We start from the raw sequence: 18,008 nt of genomic DNA, 5'->3' as shown, positions 1-18,008 counted from the left end.
CGATCGGACTGGCGCCTCCGTCAAGGATGGGGACGTGGCATGGCCTCGGCGGCCGAGCAGCTTGCGGCTAACTTAAACTTCGGCACCTTCGCCAAGGCGACCGAGCTCAAGAAACGGATTTGGTTCACCCTGGGGGCGCTCATCGTCTTCCGGATCGGAACCTACATTCCGGTTCCAGGGGTCGATCCCGCGGTCATGAGCCAGCTCATGACCCGCACCGGCGGCGGCATTCTCGGCATGTTCGACATGTTCTCGGGCGGCGCTTTGGGGCGCATGACCGTTTTCGCGCTCAACATCATGCCCTACATCAGCGCCAGCATCATCATTCAGCTGATGTCCTCGGCCATCCCATCGCTTGAGGCGTTGAAGAAGGAAGGCGACAGCGGGCGGCGCCGGCTGAACCAGTACACGCGATACCTCACGGCGATCATCGCGATCTTCCAGTCCTACGGCATCGCCGTCGGCCTCGAATCGATGCGAGGCTCGCTGGGACCGGCGGTGATCGACCCCGGCATGTTCTTCCGCTTCACCTGCGTCGTCACGCTGGTCGGCGGCACCATGTTCCTGATGTGGATCGGCGAGCAGATCACCGCCCGAGGAGTCGGCAACGGCGCGAGCCTCATCATTTTCGCCGGCATCGTGGCCAATCTGCCGCGCGCTTTCGCCAACCTCCTGGAACTCGGCAAGACCGGTGCCCTATCGCCGATCTTCGTACTGCTCTTCGTTCTGGGCGCCGTATTGATCATCGGCTTCGTGGTGTTCATGGAGCGGGCGCAGCGGCGCATCGTCATCCAGTATCCCAAACGCCAGGTCGGACAGCGGATGTATGGCGGCGACTCCAGCCACATGCCGCTCAAGATCAATACCTCGGGCGTCATCCCGCCGATCTTCGCCAGCTCGATCCTGCTGATCCCGGCGACGATCATCGGCTTCTCGCATATCACCGGAACCGGCCCCGCCTGGGTGCGATGGCTTGCCGGCTCCCTCGGCCACGGGCAGCCCGTCTATATGATCCTCTACGCGGCGCTGATTATCTTCTTCTCCTATTTCTACACCGCGGTTGTGTTCAATCCGGAGGAGACCGCGACAAATCTCAAAAAGCAGGGCGGATTCATTCCGGGCATCCGGCCGGGCGCCAATACCGCGAGCTATTTCGACCGCATCCTGACGCGTCTGACGACGATCGGTGCCCTCTATCTGGTGGTAGTCTGTCTCGTGCCCGAGTTCTTAATCGGGCATTACAGCCTACCCTTCTACTTCGGTGGCACGAGCCTGCTCATCATCGTGTCGGTCACTATGGACACGGTGACGCAAATCCAGTCCCATCTCCTCGCCCATCAATATGATGGCCTCATCAAGCGGGGCCGGGGGCGAGGGAGGGGACGGTGAAGATCATCCTGCTCGGGCCGCCGGGCGCCGGAAAAGGCACCCAGGCAAAGGGCCTGCAGCTACGCCATGGGCTCGCCCAAATCTCGACCGGCGACATGCTGCGCGCCGAAGTCTCGGGGGGTACCGAGATCGGGCTGCGCGCCAAAAGCATCATGGAGAGCGGCCGCCTGGTGCCGGATGAGATGATCATCGCCATGCTGGAACATCGCATCCGGCATGAGGACTGCCGGAACGGCTTCATCCTCGACGGCTTCCCCCGCACCGTGCCCCAGGCCGAGGCGCTGGACGAAATGCTCGCTCACAGCGGCACCGGCATCGACGGGGTGATCGAACTGCGCGTGAATGATGCGGTGCTGGTGGAACGCATTGCCGGCCGCTTCAGCTGCGCAAATTGCGGCGCCAGCTACCACGATGAGTTCCGCCTCCCGAAAGTGGCGGAGACCTGCGACATCTGCGGCAACCACGTCTTTATCCGGCGGCCCGATGACCGGCGGGAAGTCGTGGCCGCACGGCTGGAGGCTTACAACCGTCAGACGGCGCCGCTCCTGCCCTATTACGAGGCCCGGGACCGCCTGCGGATTGTCGATGGTTTGGCCGATATCTCCGAGGTTGCCGCGACCATAGAGGCGACGCTCGAGACCCTGCCCAGCGTCGAACCCTCCCATGCGCTCACGCAGAGTTGATCAGGCGCGATTGACTCTCTGACCCCCGGCGATATATTCCGCCGCTCGGCCGAGGGGGTTTTCCCCCGACGGGCCTTTTTTCTCGGCCATTCCGGGATTGATCAGCCGACCGCGTGAGCGCTCGGCGCTTGAGGAGTGTTTCATCGTGGCGCGCATCGCCGGGGTCAATATCCCGACCAATAAGCGGGTTGTGATTAGCCTGCGTTATATCTACGGCATCGGTCCGACCAAGGCGCTGGACATCTGCACCCGCCTCGGCATCGCGTCCGAGCGTCGCGTGAACCAGCTCTCGGACGACGAAGTGCTGAAGATCCGTGAGCTGATCGACCGTGAGATCCGGGTCGAAGGCGATCTTCGCCGCGAAGTCGCGATGAACATCAAGCGCCTGATGGATCTGGGTTGCTATCGCGGCCTCCGTCATCGTCGCGGACTGCCGGTTCGCGGCCAGCGCACCCACACCAATGCCCGCACCCGCAAGGGCAAGGCCGTGGCGATCGCCGGTAAGAAGAAGGTCACGAAGTAGAGGCGCCTCGGGGTCTCGGCTTCTTTAATTATCGCCTCGCCGCGCGCGGCTCCTCCGCTGCGGTGGGCGCTTCAGATAGACAGGAATATCCATGGCGAAGCCCGCCGCGAGCTCTTCTCGCCCCCGTAAGAAAGAGCGCAAGAACATCAGCTCGGGTGTGGCTCATGTTGCCGCAACCTTCAACAACACTGTCGTGACAATCACGGATGCCCAGGGCAACACCATCGCCTGGTCGTCCGCCGGTAGCCAGGGCTTCAAGGGCAGCCGCAAGTCCACGCCCTATGCCGCCCAGGTCGCCGCCGAGGATGCCGGTCGCAAGGCCCGCGACCATGGCATGGAGACCTTGGAGATCGAGGTCAGCGGTCCCGGTTCGGGCCGTGAGAGCGCGCTGCGTGCGCTGCAGACCGTCGGCTTCCAGGTGAGTTCCATCCGCGATCGTACCGCCGTGCCGCATAATGGCTGCCGCCCCCGCAAGCGCCGTCGCGTCTAAGCTTTTCGATTGCGTTCATTCACCGCGGCGCGGTCCCCGTCTTCGATAGGGGCCGCGCCCGGTCTGTTGTTACAAGAGGCGAACGTGGTATTGCAGAGAAATTGGGAATCGCTGATCAAGCCCGAGAAGCTCGAGTTCGAGCCGGGTAACGATCCCTCCTGCGTCGCCACCGTGGTGGCGGAGCCGCTAGAGCGCGGCTTCGGCATGACGCTCGGCAACGCGATCCGCCGCATCCTGCTCTCCTCCCTGCAGGGCGCCGCGGTGACGGCACTCCAGATCGACGGCGTGCTTCATGAATTCAGCACCATCCCCGGCGTTCGTGAGGACGTGACGGATATCGTGCTGAACGTGAAGCAATTGGCGCTTCGCATGCACGGCGAAGGCCCGAAGCGGATGATGCTCTCGGCCGTTGGCCCCGGCGAAGTGCGCGCCGAGCAGATCCAGACCGGCCATGATATCGAGATCATGAACCCGGAACTCGTCATCTGCACCCTCGACGAGGGTGTGAAGCTGGGCATGGAGTTCACGGTCAACATCGGCAAGGGCTATGTCGCCGCCAGCGCGAACCGCCCCGAGGATGCGCCGATTGGGCTGATCCCGGTCGATTCGATCTACTCGCCGGTCAAGCGCGTCTCCTACAAGGTCGAGCCGACCCGCGTCGGTCAGGTTACCGACTATGACAAGCTCCTGCTCACGCTGGAGACCAACGGCGCAGTGACGCCTGAGGATGCGGTGGCCCTCGCTGCCCGTATCCTGCAGGACCAGCTTCAGCTCTTCATCAACTTCGATGAGCCGCAGCAGCTTCGCCTGGAAGAGCAGCAGGACGACCTGCCGTTCAACCGCAACCTGCTTCGCAAGGTCGATGAGCTTGAGCTGTCGGTGCGTAGCGCGAACTGCCTGAAGAACGACAATATCGTCTATATCGGCGACCTCGTTCAGAAGAGCGAGCAGGAGATGCTGCGGACACCGAACTTCGGCCGCAAATCTCTGAACGAGATCAAGGAAGTGCTTACGGCGATGGGCCTCGCGCTCGGCATGAACGTGCCGGGGTGGCCGCCTGAGAATATCGAGGACCTCGCGCGTCGCCTCGAAGAGCCGTTCTGAAGTTTAGGCACGCAAAGGTCAAAGGACTGAAACCATGCGTCACGGTGTACACGGGCGAAAGCTCAACGTTACCTCCACCCATCGGAAGGCCATGTTCCGCAACATGGCCGTGGCCCTGCTGAAGCACGAGCAGATCACCACCACGCTGCCCAAGGCGAAGGAGCTTCGGCCGGTCGCCGAGCGGCTCATCACGCTCGGCAAGCGCGGCGGTCTGCACGCCCGCCGCCAGGCGCTGTCGCTGCTGCAGGACGACATCATCGTCAGCAAGCTCTTCGTGGCGCTCGCCGAGCGCTACAAGACGCGGCAGGGCGGTTATACCCGCGTCCTGAAGGCCGGCGTCCGCTACGGTGACGCCGCCGACATGGCGGTGATCGAACTGGTCGAGCGTGACCCTTCCGCCAAAGGCCAGGACAGCGGCCCGGTGCAGGAAGTCAACGCTGACGCCCAGTCCCCGACCGCCGAGGATTGATTTTTCGGCAGCCGATACGACTGAAAAAGGCGGACCCGCAAAGGTCCGCCTTTTTCGTTTCAGACCACGGTTCATCCCCGCTCATCGTCATGGCACGCGAAGGCGTGCCATCCACGCCTTCTTGGTGGGGCGAGCAAAGGCGTGGATGCTCGGCCTTCGCCGAGCATGACGATGTGACAAGGACGAGCATGACGATGTGGACGAGGAGAGGTCAGTAGTGTCTCGCGCGCCAGCTTCCCCCGACCTCTTCGGTGCCGAAGCCGAACCCGCCGCCACCTCTCCGACGTCCCACCGTCGTGGCGGCAACGCGAAGCCGCGTCCCCTCGCCGACCGGCTGCGGCCCGCGACGCTCGCCGATGTCACCGGCCAGGATCATCTCCTGGGACCCCAAGGCACCGTTACCCGCATGCTCGCGCGCGGCTCGCTCGCCTCGCTCATCCTGTGGGGACCGCCGGGTGTCGGCAAAACCACCATCGCGCGCCTCATCGCCGAACAGGCCGATCTCCTCTTCTCGCAGATTTCCGCCGTCTTCTCGGGCGTCGCCGACCTCAAGCGGGTCTTCGAGGACGCCGCGCGCCACCGTCGTACCGGCCAGGGCACCCTGCTCTTCGTCGATGAAATCCACCGCTTCAACCGCGCCCAGCAGGACGCCTTTCTGCCCGTGGTCGAGGAAGGCATCGTCACCCTGATCGGCGCCACGACCGAGAATCCGTCCTTCGCCCTGAACGGCGCCCTCCTCTCGCGCTGCCAGGTTCTTGTCCTCCGCCGGCTCGACGATGCGGCGCTCGGCCAGCTTCTCGCGCGGGCGGAAACCGAGGTCGGACGCGCCCTTCCGCTCGATGCCGAGGCGCGCGCCAGCCTCGCCGCGATGTCGGATGGCGACGGCCGCTATCTGCTCAATATGGCCGAACAGCTTTTCTCACTGCCTGACGACACGCCCGAGATGGATGCGGCGGCACTCGCCGATCTGCTGTCCAAACGCGCCGCGCTCTACGACAAGGATCGCGAGGAGCACTACAACCTCATCTCCGCACTGCATAAGTCGCTGCGCGGCTCGGACCCTGACGCGGCGCTCTATTGGTTCGCCCGCATGCTGACGGGCGGCGAGGATCCGCGCTATATCGCGCGCCGCCTGCTGCGCTTCGCCGCCGAGGATATCGGCATGGCCGATCCGCAGGCTCTCACCCTCACGCTGCACGCCTGGGAAACCTACGAGCGGCTGGGCAGCCCCGAAGGGGAACTCGCCTTGGCGCAAGCTGTCGTCTACCTCGGCACCGCGCCGAAATCGAACGCGGTCTATGCCGCCTTTGGCGCGGCCCAACGCGCCGCCAAGGCCACCGGCAGCCTCATGCCGCCGGCTCATATTCGCAACGCCCCCACCAAACTCATGCGCGAGCTCGGCTATGGCGCGGGTTACGAATACGATCATGGCGAGGAGGAGGCTTTCTCCGGCCAGAACTACTTTCCGGACGGGATGGAGCGGGGAAGCTTCTACAGCCCGACCGACCGTGGGCTGGAACGCGAGATCGGCCGCCGCCTCTCACACTGGGCCAAGCTCCGCGCCGAACGGCAGGCCGGCCAATGAGCCTCGTCACCACGCGCCAGGTCACCGAGGACGAGGCCGAGATCCGTCTCGACCGCTGGTTCCGCCGCCACTATCCGGGCTTGTCGCAAGGCGCCATCGAGAAGCTCTGCCGCACTGGCCAGATCCGCGTCGATGGCAAGCGCGCGCCGACATCTTTGCGCCTGGTTGCCGGCCAGGAAGTGCGCGTGCCGCCCCCCGCCCTCAATGCGACTGAGGCGCCAACGGAGCGCACGCCCCGCGCACTAGACGAGCGAACACTCAAGGACCTCGCCCGCATGGTCGTCTATCAGGACGACTGGGTCATCGTCATCGACAAGCCGCCGGGCCTCCCGACCCAAGGCGGCCCCGGCATCACCCATCATCTCGACGGCCTGCTCGACGGCTTTCGTTTCGGCGCGCCGGACCGGCCGAGGCTCGTCCATCGCCTCGATCGCGACACCTCGGGCGCTCTGCTACTCGCGCGGACGCCCGGCACCGCCGCCAAACTCGCCGCCGCTTTTCGCGGGCGGAGCGTCAAGAAGACCTATTGGGCCGTCGTGCATGGTCTGCCGATCCCAATGGAGGGCCGGATCGACCTGGCCCTTACCCGCACGCAAGGTTTGGGCGGGGCCAGAAGCGCCATCGCCCATCCCAAGGATCCCGAGGCGACCCGCGCCGTCACGGAATTCGAGACGCTCGATCATGCCGGCCGCAAGTTCAGTTGGCTCGGCCTCTATCCCGAGACCGGGCGCACCCATCAGCTCCGGGTGCATTGCGCCGCGATCGGCCATCCGATTCTCGGCGACATGGCCTATGGCGGCGAATCCAACATGGAGACCGTCGCCGGTCCGCTCCATCTGCACGCCCGCGCCTTGACCCTGCCGCATCCGGCTGGCGGCACGCTCAGCGTGGCCGTGCCACCGCCGGCGCACATGGCCGAAACCTTCGGCCAGCTCGGCTTTCCCATTCCCGCGGCACCAGCTGCGAAGTGGGAGCGGTAGAGCCGACTAACGCGTGATGATCTAATGCTGAACCGCGACCCAGAGATCCGTCATGGTACGCGAAGGCGTGCCATCCACGCCTTCCTCTTCGTCACGCAAGCAAAGGCGTGGATGCCCGGCCTTCGCCGAGCATGACGTTGGTGGATCGACCACGGTTCAAATCAGAGACGAGCCCCGCCTAACGCAGGTCGCGGCCGAAGTGGCGGTAGTATTTATCCGTGACGAGATCGCTCTGCCCCCCCACCGCGACATCCGTTGTGTTGAACTGATGGTCGATCACCGCCCCATCTCCCACGAAACCGCCGAGCCGGAGATAGCCCTTGATGAGCGGCGGCAGTCCGGCCAGCACGCTGCGCGAATCGATCGCCTCGGGGTCCATGCGCTGCATATCGACATAGCGCTCGGGCAAGGCGCGCAGCCTGATGGCCGGCGGCGCGAGATGGTTGGCGAACAGGTAAGTCAGGTCAGGCGCTAGAACATCGACATCCGTGCCCGGCAGGCTCGCGCAGCCGAACATGAGATCGATGTTGTGGATGAAGATATAGGCGGCGATGCCGCGCCATAGCAGTTGCATCGCCGCGCGCCCGCGATAGGCGCTGTCCACGCAAGACCGGCCAAGTTCCAGTACCTGCCCCGGAAAACGCTCCAGCACGCCGATGTCGTATTCGCCGGCGGTGTAAAACCGGCCGACCGTCTTCGCGGCGCTTTCGCGAATGAGGCGATAGGTCCCCACCACGCTTTCACGGCCATCGCCGAGGTCGTGATCCACCACCAGCAGGTGATCGGCCACGGCGTCATAAGCATCGCGGTCGCGGCCCGAGGCCAGCACGACGGGATCGGGCAAGGCGCCCATTTCCTCGTAGAACACGCGGTAGCGCAGCGCCTGCGCCGCATCGATCTCCCAATCCGCCCGGGCGATCCGCAGTCCCAGATTTCCGGCCCGAAGCTCCCCAATACCGACATGCCGCGCCGCCAGAGCCTCGGATAGATCGTCGGTCGTGCTCACGACGCCGGATCCCGCGGACTCAGATCCGCATCATCGCCAGCCACCGGCACGGCCTTGGCTGCCTCCTCGCGCGCCGCGCGGCGCTGTGCCTTCCGCGCCGCACCTTCCGACGGCCGGTCGATGCGCCGATGGCCGAACAGCTCAAGCCTATGAGAAGCGAGGTCGAAACCGAGCCGCCCGGCGATCGCCCTGATCGCCTGCTCAAGTTCCGGATCAGTAAACTCAATGACCCGGCCGGTATCGACATCCACGAGGTGGTGATGCGGGCCGGGGCTCGTCGGCTCGTAGCGTGCGCGGCCGCCACCGAAGTCGCGCCGTTCCAGGATGCCGTTCTCTTCCAGCAGCCGGACCGTGCGGTAGACGGTAGCGATCGACATCTTGCTGTCTTGCGCCACCGCACGCCGGTACAGCTCCTCGACATCGGGGTGGTCGCCGGCCTCCGACAACACCTGCGCGATGACGCGGCGCTGCCCCGTCATCTTCAGACCCTTCTCGATGCAGAGGCGCTCGATGCGCGAGTTCATCGCATGGCTCGCCGATACGGCGCCGGCCTTGCCGGCGGCAGGACGCGCGACCTCCGAGGGCCGGTCCTGGGCCGGCGCAGTCGAAAGCGGGGGGACGGAAGCGGTCCTCATCCCGCTAGTTATAAGCGAGGCTGAGTGCCCGGCATAGCGCCGGACGCTCAGCCGCCGCGCGCGCTCTTGCCGATGGCCGGCTTCATGGAGGTGCGCGGCTTGGTTCCGAGTCCGATTTTCTTGGCGAGCGAGGAGCGCTGACGCGCGTAGTTCGGCGCGACCATGGGATAGTCGGGCGGCAGGCCCCAGCGTTCGCGATACTGGTCGGGATCCATGTTGTAGGCGGTCTTGAGATGGCGCTTCAGCATCTTCAGTTTCTTGCCGTCTTCAAGGCAGACGATGTAGTCGCCAAATACGGATTTCTTCACCGGTACCGCCGGCTGTGGCTTCTCGATAACCTCGGGCTGCGCGCCGAGCCCAAGCAGGGCGCGATAGACGTCCTGGATCAGGCTGGGAAGGGCGTCGGGGGGGATGGTATTATTCGATGCGTGGGCAGAAACGATCTGAGCCGTCCATTCAAGGACGTCGGCATGGGCAGTCTCGTCAGACATTCGTCTCTCTCCATATCGCGGCCACGTTTACCTGGCCCAGTGGGTTCTGAGCACCGACATCAACCGGAGCCCCCGCAACGTTGTTCCAGAAGATGTCAGGATTTGCCTGATGACGTTCGCGACTGGATTCGCTAATTCGCTGAAGGCTTTATAAGCAGATCAACTCGGTGGAATCAATGCAATCCAGCCTCTTCAAGTAATATCTTGCGTAGTATCAAATAGTAAAAGACGTGGTTGCGATCTGGATCTCGTACACGAGCCTCAGACGACGTAATGCCTAAGCACCGCGCGCTTTACCCAAGGGAACGAACTTTGAACATTGCGTCCTCAGAGAAGCTTCCGGGGACGATGCATGTCGCAGTGGTCCTTCCGCCGCGTGAGGGATTTGGTCCTGACACCGCTGGTGCGATTGGTCTCCTTCAAGCCAGGCTCGCGGGTGTCAATGCCGCAGCGCAGTCTCGGTTCAGCGTTGTCGTTCTAGGTGTAGCTAAGCCGGGCGCTGTTTTCGCCGTTCCGTTCAAGCGCATCGATAACTCGGGATGGTTTGGCGGCGCAACGAGCCGTTACGCGCGCGGCATCCTCCGAACGCTCGACGCGCTCGCGCCCGACCTGGTTGAGATACACAACCGGCCGGACGTCGCGGCGCGCATCTGTCGCCGGTTTCCCGCTCACCGGATGGCCCTGTTTCTGCACAATGATCCGCGCCGGATGCGAGGCGCCTCCTCGCCGCGCCGGCGCGCGGCTCTGTCGCGAAAGCTGGGCCGGATAATCTGCGTCTCGGCTTTTCTGCGGGATTGCTGGATGGAGGGCGTAACAGATGTACGGGCACCCGAGATCCTCCCCAATTCCCTCGACCTCGCGGCGCTTCCGACACTGCTGCCGACAACGGAACGCGAGCCCACGATCCTCTTCGCTGGCCGCCTCGTGGCCGATAAGGGCGCCGATATTTTCGTCGCCGCCTGTGCGCTCGCTTTGCCGCAACTGCCGGGCTGGCGCGCCGACATGATTGGCGCCGACCGCTTCCGCCCCGACAGCCCTGAAACACCCTTTACCCGAGGCCTCCGGCGATCGGCGGCAGAGGCCGGTGTCTCCCTGCTCGGCTTCCGAAATCATGGAGATGTCATGACCGCACTGAGCCGAGCCGCCATTGCGGTGGTGCCCAGCCGCTGGCAAGAGCCCTTCGGACTAACGGCTTTGGAAGCCATGGCCTCCGGCTCCGCCCTCGTCACCTCAAGCCGTGGTGGTTTGGGAGAACTGGCCGAAGGCACGGCGCTCATCGCCGATCCCGAGGATCCGGCGGCGGTGGCGGAAGCCATTCTGTTGCTCGCCCGGGATATCTCGCTGCGGGAAAGGCTCGCGGAAGCGGGTCGGCAACGGGCCGCGAATTACGATCTGGTCCCGGCCCGCGCGCTGCTGGATCGCATAAGGACGGATATGCTTCAGCCGTGACCCGCTCTCTCTCTCCCCGCTTCCTCCTTGCCACCGACCGCGTTGCCCTTGTGGCGCTGCTGCTGGTGACGCCCGCGCTGCTCAATGCGCGCGCGCTTGCCGATGCACTCATCAGCGTCGTGGCACTCCTCTTCCTGCTGCAATGCGCGCGGGAAGGACATTGGCGCTGGCTGCGGCTCGGCTGGGTGCCTTTCGCCATCGCCTGGTGGGGCTGGGAGATGCTGTGTTCGCTGCCGCTGCCGCCCTTGTTGCAGGGAAGCTGGCATGTCTTTGGCCAAGCGGCGGCGATGGTGCGATTCCTGGTCTTCGCCGCCGCGCTGGAGCATCGCTTCCTGCGCGATCCCCGCCATCGCCTCTGGCTGCTCCGGATGGTGCAAGCGGTCGCGGCCTATATCGGCATCCAATGCCTCTACCAATACGCTACCGGCCGCAACTTCTTCGGCTTCGGCCGCTGGGTCGATGGCGAACTGACTGGCCCCTTCTTCAAGCCGCGCGCCGGTCCGGAGCTCATCCGCATCTTGTTCCCGGCGCTCCTGCCCCCGGTTATGGCGCTGATCGCCAGGCCTAGCTGGATCGCGCGGTTCGCTGGCGTCGTGCTCGCCGCCCTTGGCATCGCCGTGATGGTGCTCATCGGCCAGCGCATGCCGGTCCTTCTGACGGCGCTCGGCCTCATCGTCGCGGCACTCCTGCTGCCACGCCTCCGTCTCGTCGCCATCGCAGCGCTCGTGGCCGGAGGCATCGTCCTCGCCGCCTCCCCGGTCATCTCGCCACCGACCTACTACCGGCTGGTCGAGAAGTTCACGACCCAGATGGAGCACTTCAAAACCACGCCCTACGGCTATCTGCTCAGGCGAGGGGATGAGATTACCGAACAGCACCCGTGGTTCGGCCGTGGCTTCGACGGTTTCCGCACCGGCTGCCCGATGCATCGCTATTTCCGTGGCTGGCAATATCCGGAAGTCGCCGACATCGGCATGGGTCCCGACATCTGCAAACAGCACCCGCATAATTTCTACCTGCAGGCCAGCACCGATGGCGGCTATCCCGGCCTCGTACTGTTCGGCCTCCTCGGCCTCGTCTGGCTCCGCGATATGGGAAGAGGGCTGTGGCGCCGCCCGGATGCGCTGCGAGCCGGGCTTTTCATCGCCGCCCTCATTCATCTTTGGCCGATCGCCTCCACCAGCGCCTTCACCAGCCTGCCGGTAAGCGGCTATTTCTTTGTCATCCTCGGCTGGGGATTGGCAGAAGCGCGCTGGCGACGCGTAGCCGAGCCCTCGCCCCAAACGTTAGTGCCGCCTATATCAGGTAGCGCGCCTTCCCGTCCGTGACCGGAGCCGAGACAATGCCAGACACCAATCAAGCCGCCGCCCTCAATGCCGCCGCCGCCAGCGTGACCGATCTCATCCCGGTCACCGTGCTCACTGGCTATCTCGGCGCGGGCAAAACCACGCTGCTCAACCGCATCCTGACCGAGAAGCACGGCAAGAAATACGCGGTGATCGTGAACGAGTTCGGCGAACTCGGCGTCGATAACGACCTCGTGGTCGATGCCGACGAGGAAGTCTTCGAGATGAACAACGGCTGCATCTGCTGCACCGTGCGCGGCGATCTCATCCGCATCCTCGGCGGCCTCATGAAGCGCAAGGAGCGGTTCGACGGCATCATCATCGAGACCACCGGCCTCGCCAATCCGGCCCCCGTCGCGCAGACCTTCTTCGTCGATGAGGGCGTTCGCGCCCGCGCCCGGCTCGATGCGATCGTGACTGTGGTGGATGCGAAGAACCTGCCCGCCCGCCTCGCCGACAGCGCCGAGGCCGCCGCGCAGATCGCTTTCGCGGATGTCATCCTGCTCAACAAGATCGACCTGGTGACGCATCAGGAACTGACGGCGGTGGAGGCCCGCATCCGGGCCATCAACGCCCTCGCGCCGATTATCCGCAGCGAGCGTTCGGGCGTGCCGGTGGATGCCGTGCTCGGCCGCAACGCCTTCGACCTCAGCCGCATCCTCGCCCTTGACCCCGACTTCCTTGAATCGGACGAGCACGAGCACAACGAAGACATCGCGAGCATGAGCTTCACCGTCTCGCGCCCGATCGACCCGCAGAAGTTCAACAGCTGGATCGGCGCGCTGCTTAACGCCAAGGGCGGAGACATCCTGCGCACCAAGGGCATCCTGGACTATGCCGGCGAGAGCCGCCGCTACGCGTTCCAGGCCGTCCACATGATCGCCGACGGTGACTTCATCGGCCCCTGGAAGGATGACGAACCGAGGCAAAGCCGCCTGGTCTTCATCGGCCGCGATCTCAATCGCCCGCAGCTGCGTCGCGGCTTCGAATCCTGCCAAGTCGCCTGAGGCACGCATGAGCCAGACGCTGGACGCCGAAACGCTCCTCCAAACGCGCGGCGCCCACCGAATGCTTGACGCCTATGTCGTCGGCGCCGCCTTTGAGCGCGGCGGCGAATTCGCGGCTTTCGCGCTGGGTGACGGCAGCCTGCATTTCGCGAGCCTCGGCGAACCCAAGGAGGACTGGAAGAACTTCGTCGTCCATGACGGCGCCATTCTCTCGGTGGCGTCCGATGTCGTGGCCGGGGCAATCGTGACCGGCGGCGACGACGGCGACTTCCGCCGCACCACGGCGACTGGCGAATCGACCACCCTCGCCGATCTCGGCTCGAAGTGGGTCGAGCATGTCGCGGCCTACGCGCCGGGGCGTGGCCGGGAGCGTGATGCCTCCACGCTCTGCTGCGCCGCCGGCCGCCAGCTCCATGTCTTCGACGCGGCAGGCCAGCGCCTGAAGGTGCTGGAACATCCCTCGACCGTCACCGGCATCGCCTTCGACGCGCGCGGCAAACGCGTCGCGGCCTCGCATTACAACGGCGCCAGCGTCTGGTTCACCGGCGCCAAGACGGATACCCCCCGCCGCCTGGAATGGAAGGGCAGCCACACTGGCATCTCGCTCCATCCCGATGGCGAGGCGGTGGTGACCACGATGCAGGAAAATTCCCTGCACGGCTGGCGCCTGTCAGACGGGCAGCACATGCGGATGAGCGGCTATCCGACTAAGCCGCTCTCCATCTCCTTCTCCCGCACCGGCCGCTGGCTCGCCTCATCCGGCGCCGATACCGTCGTACTCTGGCCCTTTTTCGGCGGCGGTCCGATGGGCAAGGCACCCACCGAACTCGCGGGCGGCGGCAGCGTGGTCGTCACCCGCGTCGCCTTCAATCCGCGCAGCGAGGTCGTCGCGGCGGGTTTCGCCGATGGCCGCGTCATCCTCGGCGAGATCGAGGGCGGCCGCATCCTGCCCGTCATGGCACCGGGCCGCGGCCCCGTCTCGGCCTTGAGCTGGAACGAGGGCGGCAGCCATCTCGCGATCGGCACGGAGACGGGCTTCGCGGGGATCATCGACCTGAGCAAAGGCAACAAGTAAGTCGCTGGCTGCCTTGGGCTTCCCATCGCGGGGTCTGAGGCGAGATGTCTCTGGCTTGAACCGCACCCCAGAAATTCATCATGTCACGCGAAGGCGTGCGGGGCACCCCGTGCCATCCACGTCTTCTTCACGAAGCAAGCAAGGCGTGGATCCTCCCCCTTCGCGGAGGATGACGTGGAGAAATGGGCAATGTTCAGAATTCGATCCTAGCCGTCTAAAAGCGAAACTCGACCGCTTTCCCCATGCGTGCCCGCAAGGCATCATCCCCAATCTGCTTTGGGGGAAGAACACATGACTAAATCCGGCAAAGTCCGGCGACGCCTGCGCCTCGGCATGGTTGGCGGCGGCCCGGGCTCCCTCATCGGCCCAGTGCATCGCCTCGCCGCCCGGATCGACGATCGCTACGAGTTCGTCGCCGGCGCGCTCTCCTCCAATCCCGAACGGGCGCGCCAAGGCGGCCGCGAGGCGCACCTCGCCCCGGACCGCAGCTACGAGACCTGGCAGGCGATGGTGGAAGGCGAGCGCAACCGTCCCGACCGGATCGACGTCGTCGCCATCGTCACCCCGAACAATGTTCATTACGGCCCGGCGAAAGCCTTCATGGAAGCCGGCTTCGACGTCATCTGCGACAAGCCTCTGACCATGACGGTCGAGGAGGCCGAGGATCTGGTCGAAACCCGGCGCCGCACCGGCCGGCTCTTCGCCGTCACCCACACCTATGCCGGCTATCCGATGGTGCGGCAGGCCCGCGCCATGGTCGCCGCCGGCCTGCTCGGCAAGCTGCGCCTCGTCAATGTCGAATACGTACAGTCCTGGCTGACCGAGTCGCTGGAGGCGACAGGCCACAAGCAAGCCGCCTGGCGCACCGACCCGGCGCAATCCGGCGCTGGCGGCTGCCTGGGCGATATCGCGACCCACGCCTATCACCTCGCGGGCTTCGCGAGCGGCATCACACCGGAAGCAATCTGCGCCGATCTCACGAGCTTCGGGCCAGGCCGCCAGCTGGACGACAACGTCCACCTGCTCCTACGCTATGCCGATGGCGCGCGCGGCATGATCTGGGCGAGCCAGGTGGCGCCCGGCAACGACAACGGTATCCGCTTACGCATCTATGGCGAGAAAGCCGGGCTGGACTGGCAACAGGAACAGCCCAACGAGCTGATCTTCACCCGCTTCGGCGAGCCGCCGCAGCGCTTGACCCGCGCCGGCCCCGGAGTGGTTGGTGTCCCCGCACCCTATATCCCGCACGGACCCGCCGGACATCCCGAAGGCTATTTCGAGGCTTTCGCCCAGCTCTACACAGATGTCGCCGACCAGATCGCGGCGCGCGACGAAGGCCACGCTCCGCCTCCGCAGTCACTTCTGGTTGCCTCAGTCGAGGAAGGCGCCGCCGGAATGCGCTTCGTGCGGGCTGCGCTGGAGTCGAACCGCCAAGGCGGAACCTGGGTGCCCCCGGGCTGAGACTGTTCGGTGGAGCAGAATGCCTCTGGTTTGAGCCGTGCTCATTCCACCCCGTCATACTCGGCGAAGGCCGGGCATCCACGCTTTTGCTTGCGCAACCAAGGCAAGGCGTGGATGGCATGCCTTCGCATGCCATGACGGATCTTTTGGTCCCGGTTCAGTAATAGATCATTCTATCGCTAAGCCGCGAAGCTCCAGGCGCCTTCCTCGGCCGTCGCCGCCCGGGACCGCAAGCCCTGGAAGAGGTCGCGCCCCAAACTCTCGGCCAGACTATCCTCGGGGAAATCGGGCAACCGGCGAGCCGCCCATTCGCCGGCGGCGACTTCGGCATTCAACTGGCCGGCCTCCGCATCCAGCAGCACCATGTCGCCGTTGCGCAACCGGCCGACCGGGCCGCCCATCATGACCTCGGGGCACAGGTGGATGACCATCGGCACCTTGCCGGAGGCGCCAGACATCCGCCCATCCGTCACCAGCGCCACATGGAAGCCCTGGTCCTGCAAAGCGCCGAGCACCGGCGTCAGGCGATGGAGTTCGGGCATGCCGTTCGCCCGCGGCCCTTGATGCCGGACGACACAGACGAAATTCCGCTGCAGCTCGCCGCGCTTATGCGCCGCCACCACCGCCTCCTGCGTGTCGAAGACGATCGCCGGCGCCCGCACCCGCCGATGCTCCGGCGTGACGGCGGACACCTTAATGACACCACGGCCAAGATTGCCCTGCATCAGCCGCAGCCCGCCATCGGGCGAAAACGGCTTCGCCACCGAAGTCACCACCGCCGGGTCGGCGCTTTCCTTCACGCCATCGCGCCAGACCAGCGCGCCATCCTCCAGCACCGGCTCCGTGCGGTAATGCGACAGACCCCGGCCGGCGACCGTGGTCACGTCCTCATGTAGCAGCCCAGCGTCGAGCAGCTCTCCGATGAGCAGCGCCATACCGCCCGCGGCGTGGAAGTGGTTCACGTCGGCCTTGCCATTGGGATAGACACGCGCCAGCAGCGGGGTCGCGGCCGAGATCTCGTCGAAATCGTCCCAGGTGATATGGATGCCAGCGGCACGCGCCATCGCCACAAGGTGAATCGTGTGGTTCGTCGAGCCGCCCGTTGCCATCAAAGCCACGATGCCATTGACCACCGCGCGTTCATCGACCACCTCGGCGATCGGGATGTACTGGTTGCCCCGCGCCGAGATCTCCAGCACGCGCTTCGCGGCATGCGCGGTGAGCGCGTCGCGCAGCGGCGTATTGGGATGTACGAAGGCCGCACCCGGCAAATGTAGGCCCATGACCTCCATCAGCATCTGATTGGAATTCGCGGTACCGTAGAAGGTGCAGGTGCCGGGCCCGTGATAGGCCCTCATCTCGGAATCGAGCAGCGCCTCCCGGCCGACTTCGCCCATCGCATATTGCTGACGGACTTTCGCTTTCTCGGCATTCGAGATGCCTGAGGTCATCGGGCCAGCAGGCACGAAGATCGTCGGCAGATGGCCGAATTGTAGCGCGCCGATCACCAGTCCCGGCACGATCTTGTCGCAGATGCCCAGCATGAGCGCCGCGTCATAGACGTTGTGTGACAGCCCGATCGCCGTGCTCATGGCAATCACGTCGCGGGAAAACAGCGACATTTCCATGCCCGGATTGCCCTGCGTCACGCCGTCGCACATCGCGGGCACGCCGCCCGCCACCTGCGCGACGCCGCCCGCCTCTTTCGCGCCGCGCCGGATAAGCTCCGGGTAGTGCTCATAGGGCTGATGGGCCGAGAGCATGTCGTTATAGGAGGTGATGATCCCGATATTCGGCGCGCTGCCATTGGCGAGGCGCAGCTTGTCACCCGCCGACATCGGGGCATAGGCATGGGCGAGATTGGCGCAGGACAGCCCTGACCGCGCCGGATGTGCTTCCGCGGCCTTGCGCGTTCGGACAAGATAGGCGGCCCGGGACGCGGCGCTCCGCGTACGAATGCGGTCCGTGACGGATGCGATGCGGGCGTGAGTAGTGGTCATGGCGGGGCAATACCCTCCGGCTGTCAGACGCAAAGGTCATTCTAGCAGCGGAACCGAGCGCGGCTAAGACGCATCAGGCCGCCCGCGAAACATGGACGGAGCCGCGCCCTCAGAAAGATCGTCCGCCAAAGGGTTCGCTCGGCCCAGCGGTCACTGTTTGAAGATGACTGCCGGGCCGTTGAGATTTTTGGTCGGAGTGAGAGGATTCGAACCTCCGGCCCCTGCGTCCCGAACACAGTGCTCTACCAGGCTGAGCTACACTCCGGCCGAGCGGCGGCATATAGCGGCAGGGGCGCGCCCCGGCAAGCGGCGCGG

Annotated in this window: 17 protein-coding genes and 1 tRNA gene; 13 read left to right on the top strand and 5 right to left on the bottom strand. The window is 65.2% G+C overall.

What is annotated here, in order from left to right; translation table 11 throughout:
* Positions 1 to 39: 39 nt before the first annotated feature.
* The 8 genes from secY to GSQ83_RS28700 all read left to right on the top strand — a co-directional run bounded on the left by secY (position 40) and on the right by GSQ83_RS28700 (position 7,223).
* Positions 40 to 1,389 carry a preprotein translocase subunit SecY gene (secY, locus tag GSQ83_RS28735; RefSeq protein ID WP_158806452.1) on the top strand — a complete coding sequence of 450 codons (1,350 nt, stop codon included), beginning with the start codon at positions 40 to 42 and terminating at the stop codon, positions 1,387 to 1,389.
* Positions 1,386 to 2,072, top strand: coding sequence for an adenylate kinase (locus tag GSQ83_RS28730; protein ID WP_158806450.1), 687 nt, complete (start codon positions 1,386 to 1,388; stop codon positions 2,070 to 2,072). Before secY ends, GSQ83_RS28730 begins: the two co-directional genes overlap by 4 nt.
* A 145-nt stretch (positions 2,073 to 2,217) precedes the next feature.
* Complete coding sequence (rpsM, locus tag GSQ83_RS28725; protein ID WP_158806448.1) at positions 2,218 to 2,595, top strand: 30S ribosomal protein S13; 378 nt, start codon at positions 2,218 to 2,220, stop codon at positions 2,593 to 2,595.
* A 91-nt stretch (positions 2,596 to 2,686) separates the two neighbouring features.
* Positions 2,687 to 3,085 carry a 30S ribosomal protein S11 gene (gene rpsK / locus GSQ83_RS28720; protein WP_158806446.1) on the top strand — a complete coding sequence of 133 codons (399 nt, stop codon included), beginning with the start codon at positions 2,687 to 2,689 and terminating at the stop codon, positions 3,083 to 3,085.
* Between the two features lie 84 nt (positions 3,086 to 3,169).
* Positions 3,170 to 4,189: a DNA-directed RNA polymerase subunit alpha gene (locus GSQ83_RS28715; protein ID WP_158806444.1), complete on the top strand. Its 1,020-nt coding sequence runs from the start codon at positions 3,170 to 3,172 to the stop codon at positions 4,187 to 4,189.
* A 34-nt stretch (positions 4,190 to 4,223) separates the two neighbouring features.
* Positions 4,224 to 4,658: a 50S ribosomal protein L17 gene (rplQ, locus tag GSQ83_RS28710; RefSeq protein ID WP_158806442.1), complete on the top strand. Its 435-nt coding sequence runs from the start codon at positions 4,224 to 4,226 to the stop codon at positions 4,656 to 4,658.
* A 217-nt stretch (positions 4,659 to 4,875) separates the two neighbouring features.
* A complete protein-coding gene (locus GSQ83_RS28705; protein ID WP_158806440.1) occupies positions 4,876 to 6,243 on the top strand; it encodes a replication-associated recombination protein A in 1,368 nt (455 codons plus the stop codon).
* The gene (locus tag GSQ83_RS28700) at positions 6,240 to 7,223 is read left to right on the top strand and encodes an RluA family pseudouridine synthase (RefSeq protein WP_158806438.1); all 984 of its coding nucleotides are present in this window, start codon (positions 6,240 to 6,242) and stop codon (positions 7,221 to 7,223) included. The genes GSQ83_RS28705 and GSQ83_RS28700 overlap by 4 nt, the downstream gene beginning before the upstream one ends.
* Positions 7,224 to 7,401: 178 nt before the next feature.
* Here GSQ83_RS28700 and GSQ83_RS28695 read toward each other — a convergent pair whose 3' ends face one another.
* The 3 genes from GSQ83_RS28695 to GSQ83_RS28685 form a co-directional block, all read right to left on the bottom strand.
* Positions 7,402 to 8,229 carry a GNAT family N-acetyltransferase gene (locus GSQ83_RS28695; protein WP_158806436.1) on the bottom strand — a complete coding sequence of 276 codons (828 nt, stop codon included), beginning with the start codon at positions 8,227 to 8,229 and terminating at the stop codon, positions 7,402 to 7,404.
* The gene (locus tag GSQ83_RS28690) at positions 8,226 to 8,753 is read right to left on the bottom strand and encodes a Fur family transcriptional regulator (protein WP_158806435.1); all 528 of its coding nucleotides are present in this window, start codon (positions 8,751 to 8,753) and stop codon (positions 8,226 to 8,228) included. Before GSQ83_RS28690 ends, GSQ83_RS28695 begins: the two co-directional genes overlap by 4 nt.
* Before the next feature lie 158 nt (positions 8,754 to 8,911).
* Positions 8,912 to 9,355 carry a MucR family transcriptional regulator gene (locus tag GSQ83_RS28685; protein ID WP_158806434.1) on the bottom strand — a complete coding sequence of 148 codons (444 nt, stop codon included), beginning with the start codon at positions 9,353 to 9,355 and terminating at the stop codon, positions 8,912 to 8,914.
* A gap of 312 nt (positions 9,356 to 9,667) precedes the next feature.
* Between GSQ83_RS28685 and GSQ83_RS28680 the strand changes: the two genes are divergently transcribed.
* The 5 genes from GSQ83_RS28680 to GSQ83_RS28660 all read left to right on the top strand — a co-directional run bounded on the left by GSQ83_RS28680 (position 9,668) and on the right by GSQ83_RS28660 (position 15,693).
* Positions 9,668 to 10,804: a glycosyltransferase family 4 protein gene (locus tag GSQ83_RS28680; protein ID WP_158806433.1), complete on the top strand. Its 1,137-nt coding sequence runs from the start codon at positions 9,668 to 9,670 to the stop codon at positions 10,802 to 10,804.
* Positions 10,801 to 12,132 (top strand): O-antigen ligase, encoded by a 1,332-nt coding sequence (locus GSQ83_RS28675; protein ID WP_158806432.1) that lies wholly within the window; start codon positions 10,801 to 10,803, stop codon positions 12,130 to 12,132. The genes GSQ83_RS28680 and GSQ83_RS28675 overlap by 4 nt, the downstream gene beginning before the upstream one ends.
* A gap of 14 nt (positions 12,133 to 12,146) precedes the next feature.
* Positions 12,147 to 13,157, top strand: a complete 1,011-nt coding sequence (locus tag GSQ83_RS28670) for a GTP-binding protein (protein WP_158806431.1) — start codon at positions 12,147 to 12,149, stop codon at positions 13,155 to 13,157.
* A gap of 7 nt (positions 13,158 to 13,164) precedes the next feature.
* Positions 13,165 to 14,232, top strand: coding sequence for a WD40 repeat domain-containing protein (locus tag GSQ83_RS28665; RefSeq protein WP_158806430.1), 1,068 nt, complete (start codon positions 13,165 to 13,167; stop codon positions 14,230 to 14,232).
* A 291-nt stretch (positions 14,233 to 14,523) separates the two neighbouring features.
* Positions 14,524 to 15,693, top strand: a complete 1,170-nt coding sequence (locus tag GSQ83_RS28660) for a Gfo/Idh/MocA family protein (protein WP_158806428.1) — start codon at positions 14,524 to 14,526, stop codon at positions 15,691 to 15,693.
* Positions 15,694 to 15,872: 179 nt separating this feature from the next.
* Here GSQ83_RS28660 and edd read toward each other — a convergent pair whose 3' ends face one another.
* Entirely contained in the window at positions 15,873 to 17,693 is a 1,821-nt protein-coding gene (gene edd, locus GSQ83_RS28655; protein WP_158806426.1) for a phosphogluconate dehydratase, read from the bottom strand.
* Positions 17,694 to 17,881: 188 nt separating this feature from the next.
* A tRNA-Pro gene (locus tag GSQ83_RS28650) sits at positions 17,882 to 17,958 on the bottom strand.
* Positions 17,959 to 18,008: the final 50 nt, after the last annotated feature.

It is taken from the genome of Acidisoma sp. L85, from assembly GCF_009765865.1.
GTDB lineage: Bacteria > Pseudomonadota > Alphaproteobacteria > Acetobacterales > Acetobacteraceae > Acidisoma.
The sequence above is the reverse complement of the archived record's forward strand: the minus strand, read 5'-3'. Positions and strand labels throughout refer to the sequence as shown.

Bases quoted from the DNA above. Each gene is read 5' to 3' on its own strand.
- secY (WP_158806452.1), top strand. From the start codon at position 40: ATGGCCTCGGCGGCCGAGCAGCTTGCGGCTAACTTAAACTTCGGCACC.
- rpsK (WP_158806446.1), top strand. From the start codon at position 2,687: ATGGCGAAGCCCGCCGCGAGCTCTTCTCGCCCCCGTAAGAAAGAGCGC.
- rplQ (WP_158806442.1), top strand. From the start codon at position 4,224: ATGCGTCACGGTGTACACGGGCGAAAGCTCAACGTTACCTCCACCCAT.
- GSQ83_RS28700 (WP_158806438.1), top strand. From the start codon at position 6,240: ATGAGCCTCGTCACCACGCGCCAGGTCACCGAGGACGAGGCCGAGATC.
- GSQ83_RS28690 (WP_158806435.1), bottom strand. From the start codon at position 8,753: ATGAACTCGCGCATCGAGCGCCTCTGCATCGAGAAGGGTCTGAAGATG.
- GSQ83_RS28685 (WP_158806434.1), bottom strand. From the start codon at position 9,355: ATGTCTGACGAGACTGCCCATGCCGACGTCCTTGAATGGACGGCTCAG.
- GSQ83_RS28670 (WP_158806431.1), top strand. From the start codon at position 12,147: ATGCCAGACACCAATCAAGCCGCCGCCCTCAATGCCGCCGCCGCCAGC.
- GSQ83_RS28665 (WP_158806430.1), top strand. From the start codon at position 13,165: ATGAGCCAGACGCTGGACGCCGAAACGCTCCTCCAAACGCGCGGCGCC.
- GSQ83_RS28660 (WP_158806428.1), top strand. From the start codon at position 14,524: ATGACTAAATCCGGCAAAGTCCGGCGACGCCTGCGCCTCGGCATGGTT.
- edd (WP_158806426.1), bottom strand. From the start codon at position 17,693: ATGACCACTACTCACGCCCGCATCGCATCCGTCACGGACCGCATTCGT.